Source organism: Sphingomonas sp. SL1004 (assembly GCF_057815015.1).
The window spans coordinates 3,481,167-3,494,080 of sequence record NZ_JBYMUX010000001.1 but is presented as its reverse complement, the minus strand read 5'-3'; the positions used below and the strand labels follow the sequence as shown (position 1 = coordinate 3,494,080).

The following is a 12,914-nucleotide window of genomic DNA, read 5'->3' as shown; positions in this document are numbered from 1 at the left end:
AGGCGGTGCAAGGTCCGACCGCGCTGGTGAAGGAGGATCTACGCCTGGTAGCATCGCCGCGAGTTGGCGCTTGCATCGGGCTGCCCGGGCGGACCATCCTGCGGCATTCATAGTCCGGGGGTGTCATGCGTCGAATCGTCCTAGCCGTGCTGCTCGCATTCGTGGCGACACCGGCGATCGCCCGGACGCAGGCGGTCGAGGAGGTCTCGCTCGCGCAACTGGCGACGCTGATGCGCGACGGGCGGGCGAGCAGCGTCGAGATCACGCGCGCCTATCTCGCCCGGATAGCAGCGATGGACCATGCAGGACCGGCGCTGCACAGCGTCATCGCGGTCAATCCCGACGCGCTGGCGCAGGCCGCCGCGCTGGATGTCGAGCGCAAGGCTGGGCATGTCCGCGGACCGCTTCACGGTATCCCGATCCTGATCAAGGACAATATCGAGACCGCCGATCCGATGCCGACCACCGCCGGCAGCCTGGCGTTGCGCGACAACATGACCCGGCGCGATGCGCCGATGGTCGCGTATCTGCGGCGGGCAGGCGCGGTGATCCTCGGCAAGACCAACTTGTCCGAATGGGCGAACATCCGCTCGACGCACGCGATGAGCGGGTGGAGTGCGGTCGGCGGGCTGGTCCGCAACCCCTATGCGCTGGACCGGACCGCGTGCGGATCCTCGTCCGGCTCGGGCGCGGCGGTCGCGGCGAGCTTTGCCGCCGCCGCGATCGGCACGGAGACCGACGGGTCGGTGGTCTGCCCATCCTCGATCAACGGGCTGGTCGGGTTCAAGCCGTCGATCGGGCTGGTCAGCCGTACGCATGTCGTACCGATCAGCCATAGCCAGGATACCCCGGGGCCGATGGCGCGCAGCGTGACCGACGTCGCCATGCTGCTGTCGGGGATGGTTGGCGCGGATCCGGCCGACACGACGACCATGGGCGCGGGGGCGGGCGCGGTGACGAAGGATTATGCCGCCGGGCTATCGACGAGCGCCTTGTCCGGCGTGCGCGTCGCGGTACTCCGGCCGGAAGGCATGTCGGCGGATCTCACGCAGCGTTATGCGGCGGCGCTGGATGTGCTGCGCGCGGCGGGGGCGGTGCTGGTCGAGGCGAAGAGTCCGAAGCTCGACGGACTGGGCGAGGCCGAACTGGCAGTGCTGAAGACCGAGTTGAAGGCTGACCTCAACGCGTATCTGGCCACTACGCCGCCGGCTGTGACAACGCGGACGCTCAGCGCGGTGATCGCGTTCGACCGGGCGAATGCGGCCGCCGAGATGCCGTTCTTCGCGCAGGAACTGTTCGAGGATGCCGACAAGACCAAGGGGCTGGACGATCCCGCTTATGTCGCCGCGCGGGCGACGTCGCTGCGGCTGGCGGGCGCAGACGGGATCGATGCGATACTGAAGACGGCGAACGCGCAGGTCCTGGTCGAGCCGACCTACGGCGCGGCATGGCTCAGCGATCCGGTCTACGGCGACAGCTATGACGGGCCGTCGGCGGCCACCCTGCCCGCGGTCGCCGGCTACCCGCACCTCACCGTGCCGATGGGTCTGGTGCGCGGCCTGCCGGTCGGGCTGTCGTTCATCGCTACGAAGAACGCCGACGAGACGGTGCTGCGCGCGGGCTATGCCTATGAGCAGCGCGCCAAGGCGCGCGTCGCCCCGCGCTATCTGCCGAAGGTGTCGGCCGACTAGCCGCGGAGGCCGTACTCGGCCGAGAGCCCGAACTTCGCCTCGACTACGGGGTCGAGCCATTGCTGGATATGCGCGACGTCGTCCGCGGTGAGCGCGTCATAGGCGGTGGCGGCATACGGGAAATGCCCCTGCCCCTTGTAGCTGGTGACCGCCGCGAACGCCGCCGGTCGGGCGAGTCCGACCGCGTCCGCCAGGTCGGCGACGAACGCGTCCGGTGCCCGCGCGAACGCATCATAGCTGATCAGCGCGACGTTGTGCGCGCGGGTCGGCAGGTCGGTCCAATGGCGCAGCTTGGCGGTACGCTTGGCGATACAATTGGCGAACCTCTCGCCGGTAACCGGATCGCGCTCGTGCAGCATCTCCGCCCCCAGCATGGGGTGGCCCGGCTCGATATGACCGACATGCTCGTCCCAATAGCTGTGCCATTCGCTGCGGATGAACGTGCCGAACGGCTGCGCCTTCAGCGCCGGGTGCGCGTGCCAGGGCTGGCGGTGCAGGCTGCGCGTCCAGTCGAACGCATTGCGCGCGACGACGACGACCAGGCTGTCCTTGGTGAACAACGTCTGCGGCGGCACGAACCAGTGCTTGAAGCCGAAATCGTCGGTGACGCGAATATCGGTCAAGTTCGAGACGATGGTCTGCGTGACGACGTTGGTGCCGCTGCACCGCTGGCCATAGATCTGGATCCGCTCGAGCGGCACGTCGCCGCGCAGGATGAGGTTCAGCCCGGGCCGGGGCTGGTGCCAGTCGCTCGCTATCGTCATGCGCGCCGATAACCGTGGATGCGGAGATATTGCAATAACTTGCCGCAGCATGACCGCCTGGAATGACGGGTCGGCTAAAAGATTTTCAGTTCAACCAGACGGGTGCGCTTCGCGGCGGGTTGCGAGAAGACGATCCTGACCTTTTCCGCCGAGATCGGCGACCACCGGGCCTGCGTGATCCCGTTCGCGACGGGGGTCACGCCGCCGGTGGGAACCGGAATCCAGCGGCCGCCATCCCAGGCCTCGAACTGCAACGACTGCGGTGCCACGAAGTTTTTCCCGTCGGCGAAGAATGCGAGTTCCGCGCGCGACACGTCCACCCGTTTGCCGAAGTCGATCGCATACCATTGTTTTGCCGGCGACACCGCAGACGACCATCCGTTGGGCAATTCGGGAAAGAACCAGATCCGACCATCGATCGCATCATGGACGTTCTCCGCGTCGATATTGCTCGACGCGCTGCCCCTGGGGAAGTCTCCGCGGACGAGTTGCACGGCCTGGTCGATCGGGCGGGTGATCGGTGGATCTGCGCGGCGCGTGATAGGCACAGTGATCCGCCCCAATTTACTGCGGTGTGCGACGCGCTGGCCGTCGATCTCGATCGTCAGCCCCGCCGCGACGCCATAATGCCGGCCATCGACATCCCACGTCACCGCGACGCTGTGGCCGTGATAGGGCACGTCCTGCATCCTGAACCAGCGCAGCGCCTGTGGATCATTGGCGCCCGGTAGCAGCGGATTGACCTCGAGGATGTCGTCGGCCCGCGGGCGGATCCCGACCAGGCCGGTCAGGATCAGGTCGGCGAACCCCGAGTGGAAATAATGATGGCTGCGCGCCAGCCCGACGATCGGACGGCCGGTATCGGGATGATAATCCTCCTCGATATCGAGCCTGTCGCCCTGATAATGCAGCGTCGCATATTGGCGGAGCAACCGCATGTAATCGCTGCGCGTCACCTGGGACTGGCGATAATGATCGAGCAGGTTCGCCATGCCGGTCAGCACCTGCGTGGTCTGGAACGGCCAGATCGGGCCGTTCCATTGGCATTCGGGTGCGGTGCCCTCGTAGCGATATTGCCGCATATAATGTTCGTAGCTCGGCTCGACCGTCCGCATGCCGGCGGGACCGCCCAACCCATCCTTGGCAAGCAGATGCGTCCAGGCTCCGGCGAACTTCGCCTCGTCGTCGGCGAGGTCGAAGGTCCAGGGCAGATAACCGACGAGTTCGCGCCCGCGGATCGGTGTCCAGTATTTCACGAATGCGTTGTCGACCTTGTAGCGATCGATGAAGTGGCCGAGCGCAGGGCTCCACAGATCGCGTTGCACCCGCAGCTTGATCGCATCGGCACGCGCCGCAAAGTCTTTCGCGCCCTTGGCGTTGCCGGCCATCGTCGACAGCCGCGCGATCGCGCGGGCGTTGGCGTACATATAGGCGTTGATCGACGGGCGGAACGAGTCTCCGCCGCGGAACCCGTCCTTGCCGCCCGACGCGTCGATCGACGAGATGGTGTATTCGGTGGCATCGAGCAGCGGCTCGACCCAGTACAGCCCCTTTGCCGCATCGAAATGGTCGTTCCATGCATCATACAGCCGCCGCATCGCCGCGAGATGATGGGTGGCGGCGGCACGATCGCCATCGACGAGGAACCGACCATAGACCGAGTCCGCCATGTAATCGGTGAAGTGCCGGTCATTGCCACGCCGGTACATGAAATCGATATAGTCGTCGGCATAGCGCCGGTCGCGCAGCCAGCGCCCTTCGGCCAGATGAAAGCCGGTGGCGTCGTTCAGGCTGGCATAGGGTTCGAGCTGCCAGCCGACGTCGTCGAGGAACTCGGTCGAGATAAATCCGTCCGCGCCCAGATCGCGCTGATGCGCGCGGAACAGCGACCAGCGGTAATAATAGACCGCATCCAGCTTCGGATCGCCGGATTCGAAGAACGGGATCCGGTCCTCATACCAAGGCGCATCGTTGCCGAACCGCGCGCGGGCGATGGCGGCCGTGTCGAGCGGAACCGGCTTCTTTGAAGCTGCAGGAACGGCGGCAATCAGGACCGCCGCCATTCCCCCGATCGTCATCAGGCGCTGCAGTGATGCGCAGAAGGAACCGCGCACCGCCCCGACAGCTGCCGACCGTCCGGTCTTCACGTCAGAACTTGAACCGTGCACCAACCTGGAACGTCCGATCATAGGTGCGGGTATCGCGCGGCGTGCTCGAATACACGCCATCGCCATTCAGGCCCTCGAACCGATCCTTGTACGTGCGATTGGTCAGGTTGGTCGCGTCGGCCGTGAGCGTTAGCCAGTCGGTCAGCGCATAATTGCCCGAAAAATCCAGCTGACCAGTCGGCGCCGCCACCACCGTATGCGCCTGAACGCCGCCGGCATTGTAGCTGTCGACGAAGCTCGAGCGCCAGTTATACGCCAACCGCGCAGAAAGGCCGTATTTTTCGTAGATCGCGATGACATTGTACGAATATTTGGAAACGTTGACGATCCGCTGCTGGCCACCGTTGATCGGATCCTCGGTCTTGCCGTCGATGTACGTCCCGTTCAGCTGCGCGCCGAAACCATTGAGCGGCCCCGGTAGGAAATCGAAGAACTGCTGATAGGCGAGTTCGATACCCTTGAGCGTGCCCGACCCCGTATTGCGCGGACGGCTGACCAGCGCGGTCTCGCCGAGATACGGCTCGATCTCGGAATAGGTTTGGATGTAGCCGTTCAGGTCGCGATAAAATCCTGCCGCGGTGATCGACGTCGTCCGCGAGGGATACCATTCGATCGACACGTCATAAGCGGTCGACTTGATCGGCTGGAGATCCGGATTGCCGCCGCCGCCCGTGAAAGCCGTGCCCGATCCCCCGGTATCGCCGTTCGACGCATAGCTGACGAGCGGGTTAAGCTGCGCGAAGTCTGGCCGCGTGATCGTCTTGCCGGCGGCGAGACGGACCTGGACCTTCTCGGTCAACGCGATGCGGGCGTTGATGCTCGGCAGCACGTTCAGGTAATTGTTGCGGCTCGATACGCCGCTGCCAACCAGCGTCTCGACGGTGTTGACGACGCGGGCACCGCCGACACCGTCGACATGCACCGACCCCAGATCAAAGGCATAGCCGACCTGTCCGTAGAACGCGTAGGTCTTCTCGTCGTCGAAGAAGGCGAGGCTGGGATCATAGGCACGCTCGCCGGCGGGCTGGCCGAAAAGGCCGCGGATCTGATCGGTATTGCCGAGTAGGAACCCGGTGTCGGCCAGCGCGAACCGATCGATCCCTGCCTTGCCGTTGACGAGTCCGTCGGGCGACAGCGTGGCGAGCCCGGCAATGCTGCTGAGCAGGACCGGATTGGTGATGGCGAGCGGGATCGATGCCGTCGCCTCCGACTCGGCATGTCGATTGGTGTAGCGCGTGCCGATCTTCAAATTCGACAACACGCCGCCATCGATATTGTAGACCAGATCGTTGCGCCAAGCCCATTGCCGGCTGGTCGCGACTGAGTGATTGTCGAACAACGTCCGCAGCGTGTAGATCGACGGATCGGTCAGGTCGACGCCGGGAATGGCGATCAACGGCGTGCCGTTGTTGTCGAAATCGATATTGAGCACAGGTGCGTTGAACGACGTGTCGACGATCACGTTGCGACCCGTCAGTCGGCTGTGATTATAGGTCAGTTCGGTCGACAGCACCGCATTGCCGGTGGTCCATTTAGTGCCGATATCGGCTTGCCACGTCTGCGTCTTGTTCTTGTACGCCTGCTTGCTGGTCAGCGTGTACGCATTCCGCGTGACCGCGCTTCCCGCCAGTCCGGGCGCGTCCGTGCTCGGCGTGGCGGTTACATCACCCGCTTTCGGCAGGCCGATGAAGAAGCTCGTATCGAAGGTGTTCTTATACTCGGTGTAGAGTGCATCCGCGTAAAACTCGAGATTCGCCGACGGCTTCCATTGCAGCGACGCATTATACGCAGTGCGCTGGCGATCGCCGTTCTGATACTGCCCGCCGACCGTGTCGGGGATGCCGATGGCGTTCGCGCCACCGGGGTTCGAAATGAAGTTGAACCCGATATCGTCCTGATATTTGCGACGGTTATATGACGCGCCGACCATCGCGCCGATTTCACCGATCGACGTATCCCATCGGTCGGCTATGAGCCCGCTGCCAATATAGCCCCACTTTTTCGATTGGTCGCTGTAGACCGCACGACCGCTGCCGGCGACTTCGAGGCCCTTGAAGTCGAACGGACGCCGCAGTCGAACGTCGATGACACCCGCGACTCCACCTTCGACCAGATCGGGCGTGCTCGATTTGTAGACGTCGACGCCGGCAAGCAGTTCGGCCGGGATATCCTGCAACGACACGCCACGGCCGGTGCCTGTGAAGGCTTCTCGCCCGTTCAGCAATGTCGCCGTGTTCGGCAGGCCGCGGATCAGCACCGTACCCGCTTCACCGGCACCGCGCGTGACCTGCACGCCGGTCACGCGCTGGAGCGCGTCGGACACCGTGTTGTCAGGCAGCTTGCCGATATCTTCGGCGACGATCGAATCGACGATCTGTACCGACCGCTGCTTGCGCTGCTGCGCGGAGGAAAGGCTGGCCCGTACACCAGTGACGACGATGTCTTCGCCAGTCGCTGGTATCGTCGAATCTGGCGTGGCGGTATCTCGCGTGCCAGCGGCGGGAGCGGGTGCGTCCTGAGCGGTGGTCGACTGCGCCTGCTCCGCGGATGCCTCCTGGCCGTACGCCGGTGCACACAGCATGAGCGCAACGATGGATACCGACGACAAAACTACTGGCTTCAACGCCATAATCCTCTCCTGCACGCTAACACGGCGTCATTGGCACCGTTATTACTCGGACAACGCATATGTCTCGAGCGCACATGCAGCAAGCTATATTTTTGAACATCGGGCATTGCTGAGTTCTGTAGAGCGTGCCGGAGCTGATGTACTTTCGCCAAAGCGGTACGTGATAAGTCGGACTAGTTTGTAATCCGAACGACTTAGTGAGTCAGGTACCGAGCCGGTACAGTCCTGCTCCATGCGACGGCAGGGCCTGCGCTAACCGACCACGTGCTACTGTGAGCACGCGCCCTGACCAGAGATCGCGCACGCGAACCTCGTCAGCGAGACCGAACAGGCTCAAATCGAGCCCGACGGACTTCGTCACATTGTCGGTATTGAACAGCGCGAGATAGCGATCACCCGATCCGGGTATGCGCGCCGACCAGACGCGCGCGCCGTCTTCGACGAAGTGCGGCTGGTTGTCGTAGCTCGCCTGGTTGACCGCGATGACTTCGGGGTTGGTCAGCAGGTCGAGTGTCTGGCGGTCTAGATGACGCAGGTCGCCGCCCATGATCAGCGGCGAACGCGCGATCGACCACAGGGTCATCAGCGTGCGCTGTTCGTCGGGCGTGAACTTGGTGTCGCGCGCGCCGAGTGCGAGGCGCCCGAGCGGGAGCATGTCCGCGTCGGGCCAGCCGCCGGGCACGCGGTGCGCGTTCCAGTTTTCCAGCCGGGTGAACTGCGCTTCGAGCAGCGGCCATTCGTCCCAGAAATCGTCGCTGATCCGCCACATCTGTGCGAAGCGGCGGACGTGATCGGCGCGGGCGACCGGCGTTTCCCCGGGCGAGAGGCTGAGGACGATCGGGCGCCCGGTCGCGACGATCGCGGCGTGCGCGCCCTCGATCTCGGGGGCATGCGCGTCATAGGGACGGCTCATGTCGTCCATCTTGACCAGGTCGACGCCCCACGAGGCGTAGAGCGCGAAGACGCTGTCGTAATAGGCCTGTGCGCCGGGCTTGCGCATGTCGACGCCGTACATGTCCGGGTTCCATGGACAGATGCTGGTGGTGTCGGCGATGTCGCGCGCGCGGTATTTCGTGCCGAGCACCGGCAGGTTGCGCTCCACGGCCAATCGCGGAATGCCGCGCATCAGGTGGATGCCGAACCGCAGGCCGAGCGCGTGGACCCGGTCGGCGAGCGGGCGGAAGCCCTTGCCGCCGACGCTCGACGGAAACCGGTTCGGCGCGGGTAGCAACCGGCCGTAATCGTCCATGACCGGCCTGGGCTTGGCCGCGTAGGTGTAACTGGTCGCCCCCGGCTCGTACCACTGGATATCGACGGTGAAGATATCATAGCCCGACGGCAGCAGCTTCTCGGCCATGATCGTCGCGGTCTCGATCGCCTGCGCCTCGGTGATCGTCGTCGCGAAACTATTCCAGCTGTTCCAGCCCATCGGCGGGGTCGGCGCCAATAACGACGGGCTGGTCTTGGCGCGTGCCGCCCCCGACGCTCCGAGTGCGGTCGCCGCCAATGTGCCGGTGAGCAGCGTGCGGCGGTCGACGGATAGCGCCACCCTCAACTCACCAGGAACGTGGCAGAGGCGCGGTCGGCGGGTCGCGGCGCAGTTCCAAACGCCAAGCCAGCGCCGGAGTGACGCAAGACACTACCGGGCTTGCCAAGCGCGGCGAAGGTCACGCCCTTTGCGTTGCTCAGGCCCGGCTGCACCAAGAAGCTCGCGCGTTCGGCGAAGGCGCGGCTGGCGTCCTTCGCGGCGAGACCAATCCGTCCGTCCGCCTGCGCGACCAGATAGCGATCGGGTGCGTCGATCGGCACGAGCGAGACGCTCCCCCTGCCCGCTAGTCCTGGCATCTGCCGGAACTGGCTGGACGGGATGTCCCCGCGCCCGACCGATACGGTATCGCCGTCATGTCGGAGGAATGCAGTCTTGTCGCCGGCCGGCGAAAACCGATCGGGCACCGGTCCGTTGCCGACCGGGATCCCGAAATCGGGTGTGCCATCCGCCTTGTAATACAGCCGCTGCACCCGCGTATGGCGGTTCGGATCGAACAGCGGATCGCCCTTGATCGCGGCATAATCGCGCCCGTGATAAACGAGTACGTCACGCCCCTGTTCGTCGACCGTGAAGCTGTTGTGCCCGGGGCCATAGACACCGGTCACCGATGACGAGACGAACACGGGCTTCGGCGACTTCGTCCAGCAGTCCGCCTTCATGATGTCCGCGTTCGCATCCGCGGTAAGCAGTCCAAGGCAGTATCGCGCGTCGGTCGCGCTCGCCGAATAGGTGATGAAGAGCTTGCCGTTGCGTTCGAGGAACGCCGGTGCCTCGGCGACCTTGTAGCCCTGCACTTCCCAGTCGAGCATCGGCACCGCAAGCCGGACCGGCGGCTTGGCGAGCGTGAGCGGCGTGGCAAGCGGGGCCAGATACAGGTTGCTGTTAGTGTCGATCCCCGGCTCGCGTTGCGCCCAGCACAGGTAACGCGTGCCGCGGTGCACGAACGAGGTCGAATCGAGCGTGAAGCTGTCCCACGGCGTCTTGAGCTGACCCAACAGCGACCAGCGCGCGGTCATCGGATCGGGGCCGTCCGCGACCACCGCATAGGTGCGAATCCGGAACACGTCCTCGCCACCGCCGCTCGGGCCCGCCGCGAAATACATTACCCAGCGACCGTCGATCAGGTGCAGTTCGGGCGCCCAGATGAACCCCGACAGCGGGCCGCTCGCGAGGTGGCGCCACAGGATCTGTTCGCGCGCGGTGGTCAGCCCGGCGAGCGTACGTGAACGGCGCAGCACCAGCCGGTCATATTCGGGCACCGATCCTGTCAGGTAATAATAGCCATCGGTGTGGCGGAACACCTGTGCATCCGCGCGTTGGCGAACGACGGGATTGCTGGGCACGGGGACGGCGGTGGATGCAGCGCCGGGCAGTCGCGCGATCGCACCGCTGGCCGATGCCGCAGTGGCGCCGGCCAGGAACAGGCGGCGGTTTAGGTCGGTCATCGTCAATACTCCGCTACGGGCCAGCCATCGGCGCCCCAGTTTATCGGGGCGATCCGTAGCGTGGGCGCACCATTCTTCGTACGGTCGTACGCGTGGTAGACGACGTAATCCTTGCCATCGGTGTCGTGCATTACGCCGGGATGGCCGGGGCCGCGAAAGCGTTGCTGTTCCTGGAGGTCAGCGCGCAGGAAGATCGTCCCCCCGCCCTGCATCATCGCGCTGCCGTCCTTGCCGAGATACGGCCCGGTGATCGCCTTCGATCGCCCGACGACGGTGTAATAGGTGCTGTTCACGCCTTTGCAGCAATAGTCGTAGCTCGCGAGCAGCCAGTAATAGCCGCCATGGCCGATGATGAACGGCGCCTCGACCGGGGCAGGTCCGCCGGCGGGTGCGGGGCGGCGCGCGATCGCGTGGGGTCTCTCCGCGGGATCGAGCAGCTTGCCGGTCTTGGTATTCAGCGCGAACAGCTTGATGCCGGTCCAGAAGCTGCCAAGCGACAGCCACTCGCGGCCCTGCGCATCGACGACGTGGTTGGGGTCGATCGCGTTGAAATCGTCCTTGGGCGTCGACATCACCACCAGCCCCTCGTCGCGCCAGCCATAGCCGGGCGCCTTGGGGTCGAGCGTCGGGCTGGTCGCCAGCCCGATCGCCGAGCGGTTCGAGCCGAACGTCGAGACCGAATAATAGAGCCGGTACCGCCCGTCTGCGCTGCGTGAAATGTCGGGCGCCCACATGCCCTTGGTACCCGGCACCGCCTTGGTCGCCCAATCGGGCAGGCGCGACAGCGGCGGCGTGCCCGCGGTCCAGTGAACCAGATCGGGGGACGTCCGCGCGCTCAGCATCTGGCCGTCGAGCCCGGTGCCGTAGACGTAATAGGTGTCGCCCGCGCGGATCATCACCGGATCGTGGACCGGCGCGATGTCGCCGGTCAGGCTGGCGTTGAGTGCGCCACGCGATGGCGCATCGGCGGTTTGCGCCAGCACGCTACTCGCGAGCGTCAGCGCGATCAGTCCGGTCGCCCATTTCGGTGCGGCCATCGTCTCTCTCCCGTAGGTGCGCCCGCCGGTTGCTCCGGCGGGCGTCACGATCACTTCAGTTCGAGCATCACCACCGACATCGGCGGCAACGTCACCGACAGGGTGCCACCGCTCAGTCGTGCGCCGTTGAACGCCGTCGGTGCAACCGCGTTGGGCGCCTCGAAGGTGTTGAGCGCAGTCATCGTCGGCGCGGTCAGCACCTGCCCGGTGACGGTCTGCGCCGTCACGCCCGGCAGCGCGGCCGAGACGCTGGTCGGCTTGTTCGGATCGAGGTTCGAGAGCGCGATCCGCACCACGCCGTCCTTGCCGCGCACGGCCGACGCGCTGACCGACGGCATCGTCCACTGGTCCTTGTTGTACCAAGGCGACTTGATGTCGATCGGCAGGACGGTGCCGTCCATGTATGGCTTGTACATCGCGAACACGTGATAGGTCGGCGTCAGCACCATCTTGCTGCCGTCGGTCAGGATCATCGCCTGCAGCACGTTCACCATCTGCGCGATCGCAGTCATCTTCACGCGGTCGGCATGCTTGGCAAAGATGTTCAGGTTGATCGCGGTGACCAGTGCGTCACGCAGCGTGTTCTGCTGGCGCAGGAAACCGGGGTTGGTGCCCGGATCGCCCGCATACCAGGTGCCCCACTCGTCGACCGCGAGCCACATCGTCTTCTTCGGATCGACCTTGTCCATGATCGCCGAATGCTTGGTGATCAGCTCGTCCATCTTGAGCGTCTCGGACAGCGTCTCGGCCCAGCCGCGCTCGTCGAACACGGTCGCGGACGCACGCGGCGGCCAGCCACCGGGGACGGTGTAGTAATGCAGCGACAGCGCATCGACCTTGCCGACCAGCTCGCGCGCCATCGTCTCGGTCCAGTGATAGTCGTCGACGTTGGCGCCGCTCGCGATCTTCATCACGCGCGTATCCTTGGGCGCCTTGATGAAGGTGGCATAGCGCCGCGTGACGTCGGCGGCATATTCCGCGCGCATGTTGCCGCCACAGCCCCACAGCTCGTTACCGACGCCGAAATACGGCACCGCCCACGGCGCCTTGTGGCCGTTCTTGGCGCGTTCGTCCGCCAGCGTGCCGGCGGGCGAGGTCATGTATTCGACCCACTCCGCCATTTCCTGCGGCGTGCCGTTGCCGACGTTGCCGGCGATATACGGCTCGGCGCCGAGCTGTCCGGCGAGGTCCATGAACTCGTGCGTACCGACCGTGTTGGGCTCGGTCACGCCGCCCCAATGCGTGTTGATCTTGACCGGGCGCTTGGCCTTCGGCCCGATGCCCTCGCGCCAGTGATATTCGTCGGCGAAGCAGCCGCCCGGCCAGCGCACGACCGGCACGCCGATCCCGCGCAGCGCGGTGACGACATCGGTGCGGAAACCGCGGACGTTGGGGATCTTCGACTTTTCGCCAACCCAGAGCCCGCCATAGATGCCGGTGCCGAGATGCTCCGCGAACTGCGTGAAGATGCGGCGATCATAGGTCGGGCCGGGCGTGTCGGCGTGGACCGTAACGGTTGCCCCGGTCGAACTGGGCGCGGTGGCGGGCGCGTCGGTCTGCGCGGTGCCGATGCCGGCGGTCGAGAGCAGGAGCGCGGCGGCGATGCCCTTCAGCGTGCGGGTCATTTTTGC

8 protein-coding genes are annotated in these 12,914 nt (G+C 65.2%); 1 reads left to right on the top strand and 7 read right to left on the bottom strand.

The window, feature by feature from the left end:
- The first annotated feature begins 125 nt into the window (after positions 1-125).
- Positions 126-1,691: an amidase gene (locus tag AC3D24_RS16055; RefSeq protein ID WP_489032150.1), complete on the top strand. Its 1,566-nt coding sequence runs from the start codon at positions 126-128 to the stop codon at positions 1,689-1,691.
- On the opposite strand, the gene AC3D24_RS16050 is transcribed toward AC3D24_RS16055, so the two are convergent.
- The 7 genes from AC3D24_RS16050 to AC3D24_RS16020 all read right to left on the bottom strand — a co-directional run bounded on the left by AC3D24_RS16050 (position 1,688) and on the right by AC3D24_RS16020 (position 12,908).
- Entirely contained in the window at positions 1,688-2,455 is a 768-nt protein-coding gene (locus AC3D24_RS16050; RefSeq protein ID WP_489032149.1) for a hypothetical protein, read from the bottom strand. The genes AC3D24_RS16055 and AC3D24_RS16050 overlap by 4 nt on opposite strands.
- A 74-nt stretch (positions 2,456-2,529) precedes the next feature.
- Positions 2,530-4,533 (bottom strand): MGH1-like glycoside hydrolase domain-containing protein, encoded by a 2,004-nt coding sequence (locus AC3D24_RS16045; RefSeq protein WP_489032148.1) that lies wholly within the window; start codon positions 4,531-4,533, stop codon positions 2,530-2,532.
- 70 nt (positions 4,534-4,603) lie between these two features.
- Positions 4,604-7,246, bottom strand: coding sequence for a TonB-dependent receptor (locus tag AC3D24_RS16040; protein ID WP_489032147.1), 2,643 nt, complete (start codon positions 7,244-7,246; stop codon positions 4,604-4,606).
- A gap of 208 nt (positions 7,247-7,454) precedes the next feature.
- Positions 7,455-8,801, bottom strand: coding sequence for a glycoside hydrolase family 27 protein (locus tag AC3D24_RS16035; protein ID WP_489032146.1), 1,347 nt, complete (start codon positions 8,799-8,801; stop codon positions 7,455-7,457).
- A gap of 2 nt (positions 8,802-8,803) precedes the next feature.
- Positions 8,804-10,246 carry a family 43 glycosylhydrolase gene (locus AC3D24_RS16030; RefSeq protein WP_489032145.1) on the bottom strand — a complete coding sequence of 481 codons (1,443 nt, stop codon included), beginning with the start codon at positions 10,244-10,246 and terminating at the stop codon, positions 8,804-8,806.
- Positions 10,247-10,248: 2 nt separating this feature from the next.
- A complete protein-coding gene (locus AC3D24_RS16025) occupies positions 10,249-11,283 on the bottom strand; it encodes an arabinan endo-1,5-alpha-L-arabinosidase (RefSeq protein ID WP_489032144.1) in 1,035 nt (344 codons plus the stop codon).
- A 50-nt stretch (positions 11,284-11,333) separates the two neighbouring features.
- Entirely contained in the window at positions 11,334-12,908 is a 1,575-nt protein-coding gene (locus AC3D24_RS16020; protein WP_489033180.1) for an alpha-N-arabinofuranosidase, read from the bottom strand.
- Positions 12,909-12,914 lie beyond the last annotated feature (6 nt).